The organism is Pseudomonas sp. AOB-7, from assembly GCF_003696305.1.
In the GTDB taxonomy this organism is placed as follows: domain Bacteria; phylum Pseudomonadota; class Gammaproteobacteria; order Pseudomonadales; family Pseudomonadaceae; genus Aquipseudomonas.
In genome coordinates, this window is sequence record NZ_RFFK01000015.1 from 1 (window position 1) to 19,832 (window position 19,832).

Genomic DNA, 19,832 nt, shown 5'->3' on the forward strand with positions numbered 1-19,832 from the left:
AGCACCGCCTTGCTGTCGTCGACGAAGGCGGCCGAAGCCGGAGCACTTAACGCCAGGGCCGCGGCCAGGGCGGACGGCATAAACAGCTGGGTGGGACGAAGTTGGTACATGGCTCTCTCTTCTTGTTGGTTGGGCCACGCCGTCTCCCAGACAGCCCACGGCGGCGTGACCCGGCGAAGGCCGACGGAGCCGGCCCGTTAGCCACGGATCTGGCCGTGGCGACTGGCCCGGTCGAAGGCTCGACCGAGCGAATTCGGCACACGCAGGCCCGCGCCGCGGACCGAAGTCCGCGCCGTGAGCGACAAGGGCGTGTGACTAGAAGTTGCGGCGGGCCAGCTTGAGCACCCAGCCGACGAGGCCGGCGCGGAACAGCAGCACGCAGATCACGAAGATCACCCCGAGGATCACGTGCACCCATTCGCCCAGCGGGCCGTTGGACAGGTAGCTCTGCAGGGTGACCACCACGCCGGCGCCGACCAGCGGACCGAGCAGCGTGCCGACGCCGCCGAGCAGGGTCATCAGGATCACCTCGCCGGACATGTGCCAGTGCGCGTCGGTCAGCGAGGCCAGTTGGAACACCACGGTCTTGGTGGCACCGGCCAGGCCGGTCAGTGCGGCGGAAATGACGAAGGCCAGCAGCTTGTGCGCATCGACGTTGTAGCCGAGCGAGACGGCCCGCGGCTCGTTCTCGCGGATCGCCTTGAGCACCTGGCCGTAGGGCGAGTGGATGGTGCGCTGGATGACCGCGAAGCCGAAGACGAACACCGCCAGCACGAAGTAGTACAGGGTCAGGTTGTCGCCGAGGTCGAACAACCCCAGCAGCTTGCCGCGTGGCACCCCGTGCAGGCCGTTCTCGCCGCCGGTGAACGGCGCCTGGACGTAGAGGAAGAACACCAGCTGGGCCAGGGCCAGGGTAATCATGGCGAAGTAGATGCCCTGGCGTCTGATCGCCAGCAGGCCGAAGCCCAGCCCGAGCAGGGTCGCGGCCAGCGTGCCGGCGAGGATGCCCAGCTCGGTGCCCAGCCCGCTGTGCTGGCTGAGCAGGTAGCCGGTGACGTAGCCGCCGGTGGCGAGGAAGGCCGCATGGCCGAACGACAGCAGGCCGGCGTAGCCGAGCAGCAGGTTGAAGGCGCAGGCGAACAGGGCGAAGCACAGGAGCTTCATCAGGAACACCGGGTACACCGCCAGCGGCGCGACCAGGGCGACGCCCAGTAGCGCCAGGTAGAACCAGCGCTGGCGCCGCGCGGCGGCCTGGCGGCGCTCGCGCACCGCCTGCGGGGGGTGCGCCACCGGCGCGGGCTTGATCTGCAGACTGGTCATGCTCATGCCTCCTTACCGAAGAGTCCCGCGGGACGGGTCAGCAGCACCAGCACCATTACCAGGAACACGATGGTGTTGGCCGCCTCGGGGTAGAACACCTTGGTCAGCCCCTCGATCAGGCCCATCGCCAGGCCGGTGACGATGGCGCCCATGATCGAGCCCATGCCGCCGATCACCACCACGGCGAACACCACGATCAGCAGGTTGGCGCCCATGGTCGGGGTGACCGAATAGATCGGCGCCGCCAGCACACCGGCGAAGGCCGCCAGGGCCGCACCGTAACCGTAGGTCAGGGTGATCAGCAGCGGCACGTTGATGCCGAAGGCCTGCATCAACTTGGGGTTCTCGGTGCCGGCGCGCAGGTAGGAGCCGAGACGGGTGCGCTCGATCATGTACCAAGTACCCAGGCACACCAGCACCGCCGCCGCCACCACCCAGGCGCGATAGGTGGGCAGGAACATGAAGCCGAGGTTGTAGCCACCCTTGAGCTGCTCCGGCATCGGGTAGGACAGCCCGGAGACGCCGAACAGCTTGACGAAGCTACCCTCGACGATCAGCGCCAGGCCGAAGGTCAGCAGCAGGCCGTAGAGATGATCCTCACCGGCGATGCGCCGCAGCAGGCCGCGCTCGATCGCCATGCCGAGGACGCCGACCAGCAGCGGTGCCAGCACCAGGGCGACCCAGTAGTTGACGCCCAGGTAGCTCAGGCCGAGCACCGCGGCGAAGGCGCCGAGCATGTACTGCGCACCGTGGGCGAAGTTGATGATGCGGAGCAAGCCGAAGATGATCGCCAGGCCCAGGCTGAGCAAGGCGTAGAAGGCGCCGTTGATCAGGCCCAGGAGCAGCTGGCCGAGCAGAACGCTCAGGGGGATGCCGAGTACCATTGTCATGATTGTTCACCCGCTGGAAGTCCGTGACACCCGGCCGCTGGCGGCCGGGTGATGGCGCCGCTCAGTTCTTCGCCACCAGCCTGCACTGGCTCTCTGCCAGCGGCCGGTAGGCCTCGTCGCCGGGGATGGTGCGGACGATCTTGTACAGGTCCCACTCGCCCTTGGACTCGGCCGGGGTCTTGACCTGGGCCAGGTACATATCGTGGACCATGCGGCCGTCGGCACGGATCTGGCCGTTCTTGGCGAACATGTCGTTGACCGGGGTGGCCATCATCTGCGCGCGCACGGTCTGCGCGTCGTCGCTGCCGCTGGCTTTGATCGCGTTGAGGTAGTGCAGGGTCGCCGAGTAGATGCCCGCCGGCACCATGCCCGGCATCTTGCCGAAGCGCGCGTGGTAGCGCTGGGCCCAGGCGCGGCTGTCCTCGTTCATGTCCCAGTACCAGCCGGTGGTCAGCATCAGCCCCTGGGTCACGTCCAGGCCCATGGCGTGGATGTCGTTGAGAAACACCACCATGCCGGCCAGCTTCTGCCCGGACTGGGCGACGCCGAACTGGCTGGCGGTCATCAGCGAGTTGACCGTGTCGGCGCCGGCGTTGGCCAGGGCGATCACGTCGGCGCCGGAACCCTGGGCCTGAAGGATGTAGGAGGAGAAGTCGCTGCTGGGGAACGGGTGGCGCACCTTGCCCAGCACCTTGCCGCCGTCGCCCTCCACCACCTTGGTGATGTCGTTTTCCATGGCGTGGCCGAAGGCGTAGTCGGCGGTCAGCACGAACCAGCTCTTGCCACCGTCGGCCAGCACCGCCCTGGCCGTGCCGTTGGCCAGCGCGTAGGAGTCGTAGGTCCAGTGGATATGGTTGGGCGAGCAGAATTCGTTGGTCAGGCTGGAGGCCGCCGCGCCGGAGATCAGCGCCAGCTTGCCGGACTGCTCCACCACCTTGCTCGCCGCCAGCACCACCGAGGAGGCGACCATGCCGGTGACCATGTCGACGTTGCGCTCATCGACCCACTGGCGCACGGTGTTGGCGCCGACATCCGGCTTGTTCAGGTCGTCGGCGCTGAATACCACGATCTTCTTGCCGTCGACCTGGCCGCCGAAGTCCTCGACGGCCATCTTCAGCGCCTCGAGGCCGCCCGGGCCGGAGAGGTCGCGGTAGGTACCGGACATGTCGGCCAGGTAGCCGATGCGGATTTCGTCGTCGCTGATCTGCGCCTGGGCGGCGCCGGCGAACAGGCTGGTGGCGAGGATGGCGCTTGCAGTCTTCTGGAACGGATTCATCTGGTTACCTTCCACGTTATTGTTGTTGTACGGGCAAAGCGACCCCGAGCCGGCGCGCCGAAACGCGCCGTGCTGCTTACTGCGGGGAAAAAGCTCAGACGCCGAGACAGCGGTTGAGCAGGTCCTGTTTGGCCTCCAACTCGGCGGCGGCGATCTCATCGACTACCTGGCCGTGATCCATCAGGTAGTGGCGGTCGGCGAGCGGCGCGGCGAAGCGGAAGTTCTGCTCCACCAGGACGATGGTCAGGCCCTTGCGCTTGAGCTTGACCAGCACCTCGGCGAGCTTCTGCACTATCACCGGAGCCAGGCCCTCGGTGATCTCGTCGAGCAGCAGCAGGTTGGCGCCGGTGCGCAGGATGCGCGCCATGGCCAGCATCTGCTGTTCGCCGCCGGACAGCCGGGTGCCCTGGCTGAAGCGCCGCTCGTAGAGGTTGGGGAACATCTCGTAGATTTCGTCCAGGCTCATCCCGCCGCTGCGCACCATGGGCGGCAGCAGCAGGTTCTCCTCGACGTTGAGGCTGGCGAAGATGCCGCGCTCCTCCGGGCAGTAGCCCACGCCCAGGCGCGGGATCAGGTGCGCGGCGATGCCGAGCGTCTCGTTGCCGTTGATCACGATCGAGCCGGTACGCCGGCCCACCAGGTTCATGATCGCGCGCAGCGTGGTGCTGCGCCCCGAGCCGTTGCGCCCGAGCAGGGTCACCAGCTCGCCGCGGCGCACCAGCAGGTCGATGCCATGCAGGATGTGCGACTCGCCGTAGAAGGCGTGCAGGTCGTTGACTCGCAGTTGCTCGTATTCGGGCACGTGCAGGCTGGTCATGACTGCACCTCCTCGATAGCCGCTGCCTCGCTGCCCAGGTAGGCCTCGCGCACCTGCGGGTTGGCCGACACGCTGGCGTAGTCGCCCTCGGCGAGGATCGCCCCGCGCGCCAGCACGGTGATGCGGTCGCACAACTGGCTGACCACGCTGAGGTTGTGCTCGACCATCAGCACGGTGCGCCCCACCGCAGCGCGGCGCACCAGGCCGATGACCATCTCCACGTCCTCACTGCCCATGCCCTGGGTCGGCTCGTCGAGCAGCAGCACGCTGGGGTCCAGCGCCAGGGTAGTGGCCAGCTCCAGGGCGCGCTTGCGGCCGTAGGGCAACTCCACCGTCAGGGTCTCGGCGAACTCCAGCAGGCCGACCTCCTCGAGCATCTGCCGGGCCCGCTCGTCGAGCGCCCGCAGGCTGCGTTCGGATTTCCAGAAGTGGAAGGAATTGCCCAGCTTGCGCTGCAGCGCCACGCGCACGTTCTCCAGCACGCTCATATGGCCGAACACCGCGGAAATCTGAAAGGAGCGCACCAGGCCGAGCCGGGCGATCTCGTTGGGCTTGAGCCCGGTGATCGGCCGGCCCTGGTAAAGGATCTCGCCGCGGCTGGGGGGAAGGAACTTGGTGAGCAGGTTGAACACCGTGGTCTTGCCGGCGCCGTTGGGCCCGATCAGCGCGTGGATGTGCCCTTGCCTGACCCGCAGATCGACCGCGTCCACCGCGGTGAAGCCGCGGAATTCCTTGGTCAGGCCGCGTGTTTCCAACACGAACTCTGGTGACATGAGGAGCCCTCTAACCTTGCTTGTTGTTATTCGGTTATGGCGCTGCAGAAGTTATTACCTTTACGTAAACGACAACATCATACGAAAGTCTAGATCCGACTTTTCGGTCGCATACGGACGCAAAAACGGGAAGGCGATCACACCGCCCTGCCCCGCGCTGGCCGGCGGCTACACCCGGCCGCCAAGCTGGAACCGAGTATAGGCAGGCGCGGATGAATTAATACCGGACAAAAAAACTGGTTGGTTATGCGGAAATATCGCAACTGAGGCGACCGGCCGGCGCCGCGATCTCAGCGCGGCACCCGCCCCATCAGGTAGAACTCCTCGTTCGGCGGCGTACCGGCCAGGGTCACCAGGCGGTTGGACAGGCCGAAGAAGGCGGCGATGGCGCCGATATCCCAGATGTCGTCGAGGTCGAAGCCGGCCGCCTGCAGACGCGCCTGCCAGTCATCATCCAGGCCGCCGCGTTCGAGGCCGACGTGCAGGGCGAAGTCGAGCATCGAGCGCTGGCGCTCGGTCAGCGGCGCGCTGCGCGGGTTGATCGCCAACTGGTCCGCCAGCAGCGGGTCCTTGGCGTAGATGCGCAGCAGCGCGCCATGCGCCACCACGCAGTACAGACAGCCGTGACGGGCGCTGATCGCGACCACGATCATCTCCCGCTCCGCCGGGGTCAGGCTGGCGGACTCGCGCGTCATCAACGCATCGTGGTAGGCGAAGAAGGCGCGGAACTCCTCCGGCCGGTGCGCCAGCATCAGGAATACGTTGGGCACGAAGCCGGCCTTTTCCTGCACGGCGAGGATGCGCTCGCGCACGTCCGGCGGCAGTTCGTCGAGCGAGTCGGGGATGGGAAAGCGGCTGATCGCGGCGTTCATGGGAGGTTCCTTATGGTGGTCGTGGTCCCGCAAGCCTGATCCTATTGCCAGAGAGCCGGCGGCGACGGGTCGGGGCACAGCCTCGGCGCGGTCGATCGCCTGCTCGCGGGAGTTGACAGGCGACGAAGTCACCTTTACGTTAACGTAAAGCAACGAAACCTGCCAACCTGTACCCATCGCCCCGCCGATAACGACAATCAAGGTGCCCCCCCCATGACCTACCCCAGCCTCAACTTCGCCCTCGGTGAAACCATCGACATGCTGCGCGATGCGGTCCACCACTTCGCCCAGGCCGAGCTGGCCCCGCGCGCGGCGCAGATCGACCGCGACAACGAGTTCCCCATGGACATGTGGCGCAAGTTCGGCGACATGGGCCTGCTCGGCATGACCGTGGAAGAGGAATACGGCGGCACCAACATGGGTTACCTGGCCCACGTGGTGGCCATGGAAGAGATCAGCCGCGCCAGCGCCTCGGTCGGCCTGTCCTACGGCGCGCATTCGAACCTGTGCGTCAACCAGATCCGCAAGAACGGCACCCACGAGCAGAAGCTCAAGTACCTGCCCAAGCTGTGCTCCGGCGAGCACGTCGGCGCCCTGGCCATGAGCGAGCCCAACGCCGGCTCCGACGTGGTGTCGATGAAGCTGCGCGCCGAGAAGCGCGGCGACCGCTACCTGCTCAACGGCAACAAGATGTGGATCACCAACGGCCCGGACGCCAACACCTACGTGATCTACGCCAAGACCGACATCAACGCCGGCTCGCGCGGCATGACCGCCTTTATCGTCGAGCGCGACTTCAAGGGCTTCTCCCGCCACCAGAAGCTGGACAAGCTGGGCATGCGCGGCTCCAACACCTGCGAGCTGGTGTTCGAGGACTGCGAGGTGCCGGAAGAGAACATCCTCGGTGTCGAAGGCGGCGGCGTGCGCGTGCTGATGAGCGGCCTGGACTACGAGCGCACCGTGCTTTCCGGCGGCCCGACTGGGATCATGACGGCCTGCATGGACGTGGTGCTGCCCTACGTGCACGAGCGCCAGCAGTTCAAGCAGTCCATCGGCGAATTCCAGCTGGTGCAGGGCAAGCTGGCCGACATGTACGCCGGCATGAACGCCTCCAAGTCCTATCTGTACAACGTCGCCAAGGCCTGCGACCGCGGCGAGGAATCGCGCAAGGACGCCGCGGCGGTGATCCTCTACACCGCCGAGATGGCCACCAGGATGGCCCTCGACACCATCCAGCTGCTCGGCGGCAACGGCTACACCAACGAGTACCCGGCCGGCCGCCTGCTGCGCGACGCCAAGCTCTACGAGATCGGCGCCGGCACCAGCGAGATCCGCCGCATGCTGATCGGCCGCGAGCTGTTCAACGAGACCAAATAATCCGTAGGGTGCGCCATGCGCACCAAAACAACGGTAGGGTGCGCACGACGCACCCTACAGGAAGCGACCATGGCCATCCTGCATACCCAGATCAATACCCGCTCCCCCGAGTTCGCCGCCAACAGCGCGGCCATGCTCGAGCAGGTCGCCGACCTGCGCACCCTACTCGCTCGCCTGCATGAAGGCGGCGGCGAGAAGGCCCAGGCGCGCCATACCGCGCGCGGCAAGCTGCTGCCGCGCGAACGCATCAACCGCCTGCTCGATCCCGGCTCGCCGTTCCTCGAGATCGGCCAGCTCGCCGCCCATGAGGTCTACGGCGAAGAGGTGCCCGCCGCCGGCGTGATCGCCGGCATTGGCCGGGTCGAAGGCGTCGAGTGCATGATCGTGGCCAACGACGCCACGGTAAAAGGCGGCAGCTACTACCCGCTGACCGTGAAGAAGCACCTGCGCGCCCAGGCCATCGCCCGTGAGAACCGCCTGCCGTGCATCTACCTGGTGGACTCCGGCGGCGCCAACCTGCCGCGCCAGGACGAGGTGTTCCCCGACCGCGAGCATTTCGGTCGGATCTTCTTCAACCAGGCCAATATGAGCGCAATGGGGATTCCGCAGATCGCCGTGGTGATGGGCTCGTGCACCGCCGGCGGCGCCTATGTGCCGGCGATGAGCGACGAGACCATTATGGTGCGCCAGCAAGCGACGATCTTTCTAGCCGGCCCGCCGCTGGTAAAGGCCGCCACCGGTGAAGTGGTGAGTGCCGAGGAGCTGGGCGGCGCCGATGTGCACTGCAAGACCAGCGGCGTGGCCGACCACTATGCCGACGACGACGAGCACGCCCTGGCCCTGGCCCGGCGCTCAATCGCCAATCTCAACTGGCGCAAGCTCGGCCAGCTCGACGCCCGCGTGCCCATCGCCCCGCGCTACCCGGCCGAAGAGCTGTACGGGGTGATCCCGGCCGACGCCAAGCAGCCGTTCGATGTGCGCGAGGTGATCGCCCGTATCGTCGACGACTCGCAGTTCGATGAATTCAAGGCGCTGTTCGGTACCACCCTGGTGTGCGGCTTCGCCCGCATCGACGGCTACCCGGTGGCGATCCTGGCGAATAACGGCATCCTCTTCGCCGAGTCGGCGCAGAAAGGCGCGCACTTCGTCGAACTGGCCTGCCAGCGCGGCATTCCGCTGCTGTTCCTGCAGAACATCACCGGTTTCATGGTGGGCAAGAAATACGAGGAAGGCGGCATCGCCAAGCACGGCGCCAAGCTGGTCACCGCCGTGGCCTGCGCCCAGGTGCCGAAGTTCACCGTGATCATCGGCGGCAGCTTCGGCGCCGGTAACTACGGCATGTGCGGCCGCGCCTACGACCCGCGTTTTCTGTGGATGTGGCCCAACGCCAAGATCGGCGTGATGGGCGCGCAGCAGGCCGCCGGCGTGCTGGTACAGGTCAAGCGCGAGCAGGCCGAGCGCGCCGGTCAGCACTATTCGGACGAGGATGAACAGCGCCTCAAGCAGCCCATCGTCGAGCAGTACGAGAAGCAGGCGCACGCCTACTACTCCAGCGCCCGACTGTGGGACGACGGGGTGATCGACCCGGCGCAGACCCGCGAAGTGCTGGCCCTGGCGCTGTCGGCCAGCCTCAATGCACCGATCGAGCCGACCCGTTTCGGTGTGTTCCGCATGTAATCCGTGGGAGGGGCTTCAGCCGCGACAACCGCGCTACAGGTCGCGGCTGAAGCCCCTCCCACACCGAATCCAATGTATCGGTGCGCACGGCGCACCCTACGGAATGACCATGACCGACTTCACCACCATCCAACTGGAAAAAGACCCGCGCGGTTTTGCCACCCTGTGGCTCAACCGTCCGGAGAAGAACAACGCCTTCAACGCCGCGATGATCCGCGAGTTGATCCTCGCCCTCGACGCCGTCGGCGAGGACAAGAGCCTGCGCTTCTTGCTGCTGCGCGGCCGCGGCAAACACTTTTCCGCCGGCGCCGACCTGGCCTGGATGCAGCAGGCCGCCGAGCTCGACTACAACGCCAACCTCAATGACGCCCGCGAGCTGGCCGAGCTGATGTACAACCTGGCTGCCCTGAAGATCCCCACCCTGGCCGTGGTGCAGGGCGCGGCCTTCGGCGGTGCGGTGGGCCTGGTCAGTTGCTGCGACATGGCCATCGGCACCGAGGACAGCCTGTTCTCCCTGTCCGAGGTGCGTATCGGCCTGGCCCCGGCGGTGATCAGCCCCTTCGTGGTTCAGGCCCTGGGCGAGCGCGCGGCCAAGCGCTACGCGCTGACCGCCGAACGCTTCGACGGTCTGAGTGCCCGCGAGCTGGGCCTGCTGGCCGAAACCTGCCCGGCCGCCGAGCTCGATGCCCAGGCCGAGGCCTGGATCGCCAACCTGCTGCTCAATAGCCCGCAGGCCATGCGCGCCAGCAAGGACCTGCTGCGCGAAGTCGGCAGCGGCGAGCTGACGCCGGCTCTGCGCCGCTATACCGAGAACGCCATCGCCCGTCTGCGCGTCAGCGCCGAGGGCCAGGAAGGCCTGCGCGCTTTCCTGGAAAAACGCACGCCCGCCTGGCAGGAGCAACAAGCATGAACCTCAAGCCTATCGACACCCTGCTGGTGGCCAACCGCGGCGAGATCGCCTGCCGCGTGATGCGCACGGCCAAGGCCATGGGCATCCGTACCGTGGCGGTGCATAGCGCCATCGACGCCAACGCGCGGCATGTGCGCGAGGCCGACCTGGCGGTGAATCTGGGCGGCGCCAAGCCGGCGGAAAGCTACCTGCTGATCGACAAGCTGATCGACGCGGCCAGGGCCAGCGGTGCCCAGGCCATCCACCCCGGCTACGGCTTTCTCTCGGAAAACGCCGGCTTCGCCCGCGCCATCGAAGAAGCCGGGCTGATCTTCCTCGGCCCGCCCGCCTCGGCCATCGACGCCATGGGCAGCAAGTCGGCGGCCAAGGCGCTGATGGAGGCCGCCGGCGTGCCGCTGGTGCCCGGCTATCACGGCGAAGCGCAGGATATCGACACCTTCCGCCAGGCCGCCGAGCGCATCGGCTACCCGGTGCTACTCAAGGCCGCTGCCGGCGGTGGCGGCAAGGGCATGAAGGTGGTCGAGCGCGAAAGCGAGCTGGCCGAGGCCCTGGCCAGCGCGCAGCGCGAGGCGCAGTCGTCGTTCGGCGACTCGCGCATGCTGGTGGAAAAATACGTACTCAAGCCGCGCCACGTGGAGATCCAGGTATTCGCCGACCGGCACGGCCACTGCCTGTACCTGAACGAGCGCGACTGCTCGATCCAGCGCCGCCACCAGAAGGTGGTGGAAGAAGCCCCCGCCCCCGGCCTGTCACCCGAACTGCGCCGCGCCATGGGCGAGGCGGCGGTCAAGGCCGCCCAGGCCATCGGCTACGTCGGCGCCGGCACAGTGGAGTTCCTGCTCGACGAGCGCGGCGACTTCTTCTTTATGGAGATGAACACCCGCCTACAGGTGGAACACCCGGTCACCGAGCTGATCACCGGCCTGGACCTGGTGGCCTGGCAGATTCGCGTCGCCCGCGGCGAGGCGCTGCCCATCGCCCAGGAGCAGGTGCCGCTTAACGGCCACGCCATCGAGGTGCGCCTGTACGCGGAAGATCCGGACCACGACTTCCTCCCGGCTACCGGCACCCTGCAGCTGTACCGCGAAGCTGCCGCCGGCCCCGGCCGGCGTACCGACAGCGGCGTGGCCCAGGGCGATGTGGTCTCGCCCTTCTACGACCCCATGCTCGGCAAGGTCATCGCCTGGGGCGAGAACCGCGAGGAAGCGCGCCTGCGCCTGCTGACCATGCTCGACGAAACCCTGGTCGGCGGGGTCAAGACCAACCTGGCCTTCCTGCGTCGCGTGCTGGCCCATCCGGCCTTCGCCGCCGCCGAGCTGGACACCGGCTTTATCCCGCGCCACGAGGCGCAGCTGCTGCCACCGCCCAGCGAGCTGCCGGAGGCCTTCTGGCAGCTGGCGGCCGATGCCTTTATCCAGAGCGAAGCCGCGCGCCGTCGCGCCGACGATGCCCATTCGCCCTGGGCCGCGCGCAGCGGCTGGCGCAGCGGCGGCCCGGCGGAGATCGAACTGCACCTGAGCTGCCAGGGCAGCAGCCGCAAGGTGCGCGCCAGCGGCCAGGCACAGCTGCAGGGCGACAGCCTGCTGGTGCCCGGCGCGGCGCAGCAGCGCCTGCCCGCGATCCGCCAGGGCGACACCCTGTATCTGCAGTGGCAGGGCGAACTGCACGCGGTCAGCCGCTTCGACCCGATCGCCGCCGCCGAGGCCAGCCATCATCAGCACGGCGGCCTGACCGCGCCGATGAACGGTAGCATCGTCCGCGTGCTGGTCGAGCCGGGCCAGGCCGTGGAGGCCGGCACCGCCCTGGTGGTGCTGGAGGCGATGAAGATGGAGCACAGCATCCGCGCGCCCGAGACCGGTACGGTCAAGGCCATCTACTGCCGCGAAGGCGAGCTGGTCAGCGACGGCGCGGTGCTGGTGGAGCTCGAGTAGCCGCAGGGTGCGCCATGCGCACCAACGGCTGCGTTGGTGGATGTAAAAAGCGACATCCACCCTACGCTGTCGTGCGTCATGCGCAGCAAGCGCCCTAAGATAGCCAAACCCCATGGTGCGCACGGCGCACCCTACGCCACCGCGCACGCGCGATGACAACGGATACATACGAGGAACCCCGATGAGCCTGCCCAAATCCGTACGCCTGGTCGAAGTCGGCCCGCGCGACGGCCTGCAGAACGAGAAGCAGCCGATCAGCGTGGCCGACAAGGTGCGCCTGGTGGACGACCTGAGCGCCGCCGGCCTCGGTTATGTCGAGGTTGGTAGCTTCGTCTCGCCCAAATGGGTGCCGCAGATGGCCGGCTCCGCCGAGGTGTTCGCCGCTATCCAGCGCCAGCCGGGGGTCACCTACGCCGCGCTGACGCCAAACCTGAAAGGCTTCGAGGCCGCCCTGCAGGCCGAGGTCGAGGAAGTGGCGGTATTCGCCGCCGCCAGCGAGGCCTTTTCGCAGAAGAACATCAACTGCTCCATCGCCGAGAGCCTGGAGCGCTTCGTGCCGCTGATGGAGGCGGCCAAGGCCGCCAAGGTGCGCGTGCGCGGCTATGTGTCCTGCGTGCTCGGCTGCCCCTACGACGGCGAGATCGACCCAGCGCAGGTCGCCAGCGTCGCCCGCGAGCTGTACGCCATGGGCTGCTACGAGGTTTCCCTCGGCGACACCATCGGCACCGGCACGCCGGGCAAGACCCGCCACCTGATCAACGTGGTCGGCCGCGAGATCCCCCGCCACTTGCTGGCCGGACATTTCCACGACACCTACGGCCAGGCGCTGGCCAATATCTACGCCAGCCTGCTCGAAGGCATCCATGTGTTCGACAGCTCGGTCGCCGGGCTCGGCGGCTGCCCCTATGCCAAGGGCGCCACCGGCAACGTCGCCACCGAGGACGTGCTCTACATGCTGCAAGGTCTGGGCATCGACACCGGCATCGACATGGACAAGCTGATCGCCGCCGGCCAGCGCATCTGCGAGGTGCTGGGCAAGGCCAACGGCTCGCGGGTGGCACGCGCCCGCCTGAACCGATAAGCCCGTAGGGTGGATGACGCTTTGTTCATCCACCAATCCTCACCACGGTGTCACGCCATGGTGGATCGGTGAAGCGTGATCCACCCTACGCTCCGAGCCACCTTGCGTTTCGCGCCAGTTGCCGTGGTGGCGTCACTACGGCAGAAAGTCGGTCGCGTGGCGATAAGCGTCGCTGCGCGTCAAGGCAACCCCGCCCGCTTGCGCTAGGGTAGAAAGTACCGACAAGCAACGACGAGGACCGGCCATGCAGCAGCCTCTCTGGACGCCCTCCGCGGAACGTATCGCCGCTACCCGCCTGGATGCCTTCCGCCGCCTGATCAACCGGCGCCACGGCCTCGACCTGGCCGACTACCCGGCCCTGCACGCCTGGAGCATCGAACAGCGCGAGGCCTTCTGGCAGGCCATCGTCGATTTTTTCGAGATCCGCTTCAGCGCGCCCGCCAAGCAGGTGCTGCGCGAGGGCCCGGCCATGCCCGACGCCGACTGGTTCCCCGGCGCCCGGCTGAATTTCGCCGAACACCTGCTGCGCCGCCGCGACCCGCATCCGGCGCTAGTGGCCGTAGGCGAAGACGGCAGCCGCGAGCAGCTCAGCTATCTGGAGCTGGCCGGCCATGTCGCCGGCCTGCAGCGCAGCCTGCGCGAGGCCGGCGTGGGGGTCGGCGACCGGGTCGCGGCCTTTATGCCCAACACCTGGCAGACCGTGGTCGGCATGCTCGCCGCCACCAGCCTCGGCGCCACCTGGTCGTCCTGTTCGCCGGACTTCGGCACCCAGGGGGTGATCGACCGCTTCGGCCAGATCGAGCCCAAGGTGCTGATCGCCGCCGCCGGCTACCGCTACGCCGGCAAGAACCTGGACCTGACCGCCAAGCTGGGTGAAATCCTCGAACGCCTGCCGAGCCTGGAGCAACTCGTCGTCGTGCCCTACTCCCGGCCCGAGGCGAAGCCCGCCGACTTCAGCACCCAGGCCCGGATCGCGCTATGGCAGGATTTCTACCAGCCCGGCGGCGAGCCCGAGTTCACCGCCGTGCCCTTCGACCAGCCGCTGTACATCCTCTACTCCAGCGGCACCACCGGCGTGCCCAAGTGCATCGTCCACGGCGTGGGCGGCACCCTGCTGCAGCACGTCAAGGAACTCGGCCTGCACACCGACCTGACGGCCAACGACTGCCTGTTCTACTACACCACCTGCGGCTGGATGATGTGGAACTGGCTGGTCTCCGGCCTGGCCCTCGGCGCCACCCTGGTGCTGTTCGACGGCTCGCCCTTCCATCCGGGGCCCGAACGCCTGATCGAGCTGATCGATGCCGAGGGCATCAGCATCTTCGGCACCAGCGCCAAGTACCTCGCCGCGCTGCAGAAGGCCGGCGCCAAGCCAAGCGAAACGCACAAATTGCAACGCCTGAAGGCGCTTCTCTCCACCGGCTCGCCGCTGGCCCACGAGAGCTTCGACTTCGTCTATCGCGATTTCAAGACCGACCTGTGCCTGTCGTCCATCTCCGGCGGCACCGATATCGTCTCCTGCTTCGCCCTCGGCAACCCGGTGCTGCCGGTGTGGCGCGGCGAGCTGCAGTGCAAGGGCCTGGGCATGGACGTGCAGGTATGGAACGACAGTGGCCAGGCGGTCACCGGCGAGAAAGGCGAACTGGTCTGCGCCCGGCACTTTCCCTCGATGCCGCTGGGTTTCTGGAACGACGAAGGCGGCGAGAAATTCCGCGCTGCCTATTTCGCCACCTTCCCCGGCGTCTGGGCCCATGGCGACTACGCCGAGGAAACCGTGCACGGCGGCCTGGTGATCCACGGCCGCTCCGATGCGGTGCTGAATCCGGGCGGCGTGCGCATCGGCACCGCGGAGATCTACCGCCAGGTGGAAAAGGTGCCGCAGGTGCTGGAATCCATCGCCATCGGCCAGGACTGGGCTGGCGATGTGCGCGTGGTGCTGTTCGTCCGCCTGCGCGAGGGCGTGGTGCTGGATGAGGCGCTGGAAAGCGAGATCCGCCAGGTGATCCAGGCTAACACCACCGCCCGTCACGTGCCGGCGAAGATCGTTGCGGTGGCCGATATCCCGCGCACCATCAGCGGCAAGCTGGTCGAGCTGGCGGTGCGCAACGTGGTGCATGGCCGCCCGGTGAAGAACACCGATGCCCTGGCCAACCCGCAGGCGCTGGAGCTGTTCCGCGACCTGCCGCAGCTGCGGCAATAGCCGCAACACGCCCTATCCACGCCAGGCGACGAGCCGAACGATGCCGCCATTGGGCTCACACCCTTGCAGTCCCCGCGCCGCGGAAGACTGATAGCAAATCGCCTTCTGCCAATCGAAAGTACCTATACTGGCGTCATTTTTACGCCCTCGCGAGTTCGCAACCTCGCTCAGCGAGGTGCTTTCGCTTGTCGAGGTGACCGCGTGAGTATCATCCAGCGCAACCATGTTCAGCAGCTGCTGCCGGCGCATGCCGACGCCCCGGTGCTGGTCTACGGCCACGGTTTCGGCTGCAGCCAGGAGATGTGGAGCAAGCTCACACCAGCATTTGCACCGCACTACCGGCAGGTATTGTTCGACTACGTGGGTAGCGGCCGCTCCGACGCCAGCGCGTTCGATGCCGGCCGCTATCGACTGCTCGAGGGCTACGTCCAGGACCTACTGGAGGTTTGCGACGCCCTGCAACTGAGCGGTGACATCACCTTCGTCGGCCACTCGGTCAGCTGCAGCATCGGCATACTCGCCGCCATCGAACGGCCATCGTTGTTCTCCCGACTCGTGCTGCTCGGTCCCTCGCCCTGTTTCCTCAGCGACCCGCCGGCCTACGAAGGCGGCTTTCGGCGCAGCGACCTGGACAGTCTGCTGGAGCTGATGGCGCACAACTATCTGGGCTGGACGCAGCACTTCGCGCCGCTGGTGTCCGGCGCGGAGGCGGGCCAGCCGGTGACCGCGCAGCTGTCCGACAGCTTTTGCTCGACCGACCCGCTGATGGCGCGCCTGTTCGCCGAGGCCACCTTCAGCTCCGACATACGCGCCGCGCTGCCGCACTGCCCGGTGCCCAGCCTGATCCTGCATCACCGTCGCGATGCGCTGGTACCGCCAGCGGTAGCCGACTACCTGCACACTCACCTCAACGCGAGTACCCTCGAGATCCTCGACATCAGCGGCCACTGCGCCCACATGAGCCACCCGGAGCTGGTCGCCGTCGCCATGCTCCGCTACCTGCAAGGAAGCCATCACCTTGTTCTACCTTGAACGCCTGCCCTGTCCAGTGCTGGTGACCGACTGCAACGGCCAGATCAAGCACTCCAACCACGACTTCAAGCACCTGGCCGGCGTCCTGCTGGTCGACAGCATGGATCATTACTTCCCGCCGGCGAGCCGCATCTTCCTGCACACCCATGCCTGGCCACTGCTGCTCAGAAACGGCGAATTCAACGAACTGCACCTGCAGCTCCTGGCGACGGATCAACAGCACATCCCGGTGATGGCCAATGCCCGGATGAGCGAGGTGGATGGCGAACGCGAGGTGATCTGGCTGTTCTTCGTCGCCAAGGATCGTCAGCGCTTCGAGGCCGAACTGCTCAAGGCCCGCGAGCAGGCGCAGGAAAACGCGGCGCAGCTGGCCAAGGCCAACCTCGCCCTGCAGAGCGCCTACGCCCAGCTCGCCGAATACGCCGTGGAGATCAAGAGCGAGGCGGAACAGTTCGCGCAGCTGAGCCACACCGACCCACTGACTGCGCTGGGCAACCGCCGGGCGCTGTCGCTGCACGTAGAACAGTGGACGGCAACGGTCAGCGCGCAGGCGCACGCCAGCCTGCTGCTGATCGATATCGACTACTTCAAGCAGATCAACGACCGCTTCGGCCATGCCGAGGGCGATCGGGTGCTCATCGAGCTGGCCCAGCAACTGCTCAAGAGCGTGCGCAGCCAGGACAGCGTCGTGCGCTACGGCGGCGAGGAGTTCGCGCTGTGGCTGCCGTTCGCCGATGGAGACGAGGCCGCAGTCATCGCCCGGCGCGTGCACGAGCAGGTTTCCCTGCTGCAGATCGCCGACCAGCGCCTTACCGTGAGCATCGGTATCGCCAACCTCGTACCGCAGGGGCAAGACCCCGAGCGCTACCTCGAACAACTCCTCGAAGAGGCCGACACGGCGCTGTACGCGGCCAAGGCCCAGGGACGCAATCGCAGCGTTCGCCATGACCACCGCTGAGCCGGCGCACGGGGTCGATCCTGGCCGCCTGCCGCCGCATGAGCAAGAGCCGCGGCGTCACAGGTAGCCCATGACCGTGCTGCGTATACTCAAGTACGACTCTCCCACCGGAGATCCTGCCGTGTCGCTACGTCAACTCTGCTGCTGCGCCCTGCTCGCCCTGGCCGCCACCGGTCAGGCCGAGGAAGTCGTCGAGCTGCACATGCCGGAAGCGCCACCGCTGACCCTGGTCGCATTCGAGGCCGGCTACGGCATGGTCGGCGATATCACCCTGGCCGCCCTGGCTCGCGCGGGCTACCTCGCCGAGCTCAAGGTCGAGCCCTGGGCTCGCGCCCAGCGCACGGTCGCAGGCGGCCGCAACCAGCTGATCATTCCCCTGTCGCGCACCCCGCAGCGCGAAGCGCTGTATACCTGGATCGCGCCGATCATGCCGCTGGAACGCGCCTTCTTCAGCCTCGACGAGCCGGTGCAGAGCTTCGCCGAGGCACGCCAGCGCTACCGGCGCATCGGTGTCGGTCTGGGCACGGCGCAGGTGGAAATCCTCAGAACGCAGGGCTTCGCCGACCAGCAGATCGTCACCCACAACCTGGGCGAAAACCCCGTTCACCTGCTCGAGCGCGGGCGTATCGACGCCTGGTTCACCGGCGTGCCGGAGGCGCTGTATATCTGGCCACAGCACTCCAAGCGCGAGCTGCAGATGAGCCCGGCGCTGGCCAGCACCGACCTCTACCTGGCCTGTTCCAGGGACTGCGACGCGCAGCTCGTGGAAAACCTGCGCGCCGCCGTGCAGAGCCTGCACGACGAGGGCATCAGCCAGCGCCTGATCGAGGCCTATCGGCCCGAGCCGCGTTGAGTCAGATCCCCTGCCGCCCCGGATCTTCCGGCGGCAGGTCCTCCTCGATGTCTTCCAGCTTGAGCTCCAGGCCCCAGTCACCGGCATCGGCCACCTTGGGCGCGCTGACCGGCGCCGCTGCCGGTCGGGCTGCCGCGGCGGCCGGGGGTGCGGCATTGGCCGGGTTGTCGCGGTAGAGCTTGAGCTTCAGGCGCACGTTGTTCGCCGAGTCGGCGTTCTTCACCGCCTCCTCCTCGTCGATGGCGCCCTGGTGGACCAGATCGATCAGCGCCTGATCGAAGGTCTGCATGCCGAGGTTCTTCGACTTCTCCATGATCTCCTTGAGCTCGGAGAACTCGTTGCGCTTGATCAGGTCGCGCACCGTCGGCGTGCCCAGCATCACCTCCACCGCCGCACGGCGCTTGCCGTCCACGGTCTTGACCAGGCGCTGGGAGACGAAGGCCTTGAGGTTGTTGCCCAGGTCGTTGAGCAGCTGCGGGCGGCGATCCTCGGGGAAGAAGTTGATGATGCGGTCCAGCGCCTGGTTGGCGTTGTTCGCATGCAGGGTGGAGATGGCCAGGTGACCGGTATCGGCGAAGGCCAGGGCATGTTCCATGGTCTCGCGGTCGCGGATCTCGCCGATCAGGATCACGTCCGGTGCCTGGCGCAGGGTGTTCTTCAGCGCGGCGTGGAAACTGCGGGTGTCCACCCCCACCTCGCGCTGGTTGATGATCGACTTCTTGTGCCGGTGCACGTACTCCACCGGGTCCTCGATGGTGATGATATGGCCGCCGCTGTTGCGGTTGCGGTAGTCGATCAGCGCCGCCAGCGAGGTCGACTTGCCCGAGCCGGTGCCGCCGACGAACAGCACCAGCCCGCGCTTCTCCATCACCGTGCTGAGCAGCACCTCGGGCAGCTTGAGGTCCTCGAAGCGCGGAATGTCCAGCTTGATATTGCGCGCCACTATCGAGACTTCGTTGCGCTGCTTGAAGATGTTGATGCGAAAACGCCCGACGCCGGCCAGGGAGATCGCCAGGTTCATCTCCAGCTCGCGCTCGAATTCCTCGCGCTGGGCGCTGTCCATGATCGACTCGGCGATGGCCGCCACGTCGCCGGACTTCATCGGCTCCTGGCTGAGCGCCTTGAGCACGCCGTTGAACTTGGCGCAGGGCGGCGCCCCGGTGGACAGGTAGAGGTCGGAACCGTCCTGGCTGGACAGGATTTTCAGCATTGCGTGGAGATCCATGGCGACGTTTCCGTGAGGCGCGATTGAAATACCATAGGCCATCATTCGCCGGCGTCGCGGGCAATGCATGACCTAAAATCTGGCGCCATTCTGCTGGCGCTATGGATGCTGGCACAATAGCAGCCCGGCAAATTTGAGGAGCCCGTCATATGGCAAAGGCAATGGCCCGCCACATCCTGGTCAAGACCGAAGCGGAAGCGGCGGCGCTGAAGAAACGCATCGCCGCCGGCGAGGCCTTCGACGTGCTGGCGCGCAAGTACTCCACCTGCCCCTCCGGCAAGAAAGGCGGCGACCTCGGCGAAGTGCGTCCGGGGCAGATGGTGCGGGCGGTGGACCAGGTGATCTTCAAGAAGCCGCTGCGCGAGGTGCATGGCCCGGTGAAGACCCAGTTCGGCTATCACCTGATCCAGGTGTTCTATCGCGACTGACAGCCGCGAGCTGGCCTGCGCCGCGCAGCTGCAACTGCACTGGTTCGAGGATGGCGAAGCGCTGCTGACCGCCGTCGCGGCGCTGTAGTTGCCGGCCGGCGAGGGTTTTACCTGGGCCGCCGGCGAGGCGGCACTGATGAAAGGCATCCGCCGCATCCTGGCGAACGCCAAGGGCCACCCAGGCAGGCCATGCGCGTGGCCGCCTACCGGCG

At 66.9% G+C, this 19,832-nt stretch carries 17 protein-coding genes; 10 read left to right on the forward strand and 7 right to left on the reverse strand.

The window, feature by feature from the left end:
* Positions 1-315: 315 nt before the first annotated feature.
* The 6 genes from EA796_RS20390 to EA796_RS20415 form a co-directional block, all read right to left on the reverse strand.
* Complete coding sequence (locus EA796_RS20390; protein ID WP_122109926.1) at positions 316-1,320, reverse strand: branched-chain amino acid ABC transporter permease; 1,005 nt, start codon at positions 1,318-1,320, stop codon at positions 316-318.
* 2 nt (positions 1,321-1,322) lie between these two features.
* Positions 1,323-2,210, reverse strand: coding sequence for a branched-chain amino acid ABC transporter permease (locus EA796_RS20395; RefSeq protein WP_122109927.1), 888 nt, complete (start codon positions 2,208-2,210; stop codon positions 1,323-1,325).
* 61 nt (positions 2,211-2,271) lie between these two features.
* Positions 2,272-3,486, reverse strand: a complete 1,215-nt coding sequence (locus EA796_RS20400; RefSeq protein WP_122109928.1) for an ABC transporter substrate-binding protein — start codon at positions 3,484-3,486, stop codon at positions 2,272-2,274.
* 94 nt (positions 3,487-3,580) lie between these two features.
* Entirely contained in the window at positions 3,581-4,303 is a 723-nt protein-coding gene (locus EA796_RS20405; RefSeq protein ID WP_122109929.1) for an ABC transporter ATP-binding protein, read from the reverse strand.
* Positions 4,300-5,076, reverse strand: coding sequence for an ABC transporter ATP-binding protein (locus EA796_RS20410; RefSeq protein WP_122109930.1), 777 nt, complete (start codon positions 5,074-5,076; stop codon positions 4,300-4,302). The genes EA796_RS20405 and EA796_RS20410 overlap by 4 nt, the downstream gene beginning before the upstream one ends.
* 290 nt (positions 5,077-5,366) lie before the next feature.
* Positions 5,367-5,948: a peroxidase-related enzyme gene (locus EA796_RS20415; RefSeq protein WP_122109931.1), complete on the reverse strand. Its 582-nt coding sequence runs from the start codon at positions 5,946-5,948 to the stop codon at positions 5,367-5,369.
* A gap of 213 nt (positions 5,949-6,161) precedes the next feature.
* Between EA796_RS20415 and EA796_RS20420 the strand changes: the two genes are divergently transcribed.
* The 9 genes from EA796_RS20420 (at position 6,162) to EA796_RS20460 (ending at position 17,967) form a co-directional block, all read left to right on the forward strand.
* A complete protein-coding gene (locus EA796_RS20420) occupies positions 6,162-7,325 on the forward strand; it encodes an isovaleryl-CoA dehydrogenase (RefSeq protein WP_122109932.1) in 1,164 nt (387 codons plus the stop codon).
* A 69-nt stretch (positions 7,326-7,394) separates the two neighbouring features.
* Positions 7,395-9,002, forward strand: a complete 1,608-nt coding sequence (locus tag EA796_RS20425; protein WP_122109933.1) for a carboxyl transferase domain-containing protein — start codon at positions 7,395-7,397, stop codon at positions 9,000-9,002.
* Between the two features lie 109 nt (positions 9,003-9,111).
* The gene (locus EA796_RS20430; RefSeq protein WP_122109934.1) at positions 9,112-9,912 is read left to right on the forward strand and encodes a gamma-carboxygeranoyl-CoA hydratase; all 801 of its coding nucleotides are present in this window, start codon (positions 9,112-9,114) and stop codon (positions 9,910-9,912) included.
* The gene (locus EA796_RS20435) at positions 9,909-11,843 is read left to right on the forward strand and encodes an acetyl/propionyl/methylcrotonyl-CoA carboxylase subunit alpha (protein ID WP_122109935.1); all 1,935 of its coding nucleotides are present in this window, start codon (positions 9,909-9,911) and stop codon (positions 11,841-11,843) included. The genes EA796_RS20430 and EA796_RS20435 overlap by 4 nt, the downstream gene beginning before the upstream one ends.
* Before the next feature lie 181 nt (positions 11,844-12,024).
* A complete protein-coding gene (locus tag EA796_RS20440) occupies positions 12,025-12,924 on the forward strand; it encodes a hydroxymethylglutaryl-CoA lyase (RefSeq protein WP_122109936.1) in 900 nt (299 codons plus the stop codon).
* A 244-nt stretch (positions 12,925-13,168) separates the two neighbouring features.
* Positions 13,169-15,124, forward strand: coding sequence for an acetoacetate--CoA ligase (locus tag EA796_RS20445; RefSeq protein WP_122109937.1), 1,956 nt, complete (start codon positions 13,169-13,171; stop codon positions 15,122-15,124).
* 201 nt (positions 15,125-15,325) lie between these two features.
* Complete coding sequence (locus EA796_RS20450) at positions 15,326-16,156, forward strand: alpha/beta fold hydrolase (RefSeq protein WP_122109938.1); 831 nt, start codon at positions 15,326-15,328, stop codon at positions 16,154-16,156.
* Positions 16,143-17,114 carry a GGDEF domain-containing protein gene (locus EA796_RS20455; protein ID WP_122109939.1) on the forward strand — a complete coding sequence of 324 codons (972 nt, stop codon included), beginning with the start codon at positions 16,143-16,145 and terminating at the stop codon, positions 17,112-17,114. The genes EA796_RS20450 and EA796_RS20455 overlap by 14 nt, the downstream gene beginning before the upstream one ends.
* A gap of 202 nt (positions 17,115-17,316) precedes the next feature.
* Positions 17,317-17,967 (forward strand): ABC transporter substrate-binding protein, encoded by a 651-nt coding sequence (locus EA796_RS20460; RefSeq protein WP_122109970.1) that lies wholly within the window; start codon positions 17,317-17,319, stop codon positions 17,965-17,967.
* Between the two features lies 1 nt (position 17,968).
* Here the strand turns inward: EA796_RS20460 and EA796_RS20465 are convergent, their stop codons facing one another.
* Positions 17,969-19,192, reverse strand: a complete 1,224-nt coding sequence (locus tag EA796_RS20465) for a PilT/PilU family type 4a pilus ATPase (RefSeq protein ID WP_178082584.1) — start codon at positions 19,190-19,192, stop codon at positions 17,969-17,971.
* Positions 19,193-19,341: 149 nt separating this feature from the next.
* Between EA796_RS20465 and EA796_RS20470 the strand changes: the two genes are divergently transcribed.
* Positions 19,342-19,620, forward strand: a complete 279-nt coding sequence (locus tag EA796_RS20470; protein ID WP_031302901.1) for a peptidylprolyl isomerase — start codon at positions 19,342-19,344, stop codon at positions 19,618-19,620.
* Positions 19,621-19,832: the final 212 nt, after the last annotated feature.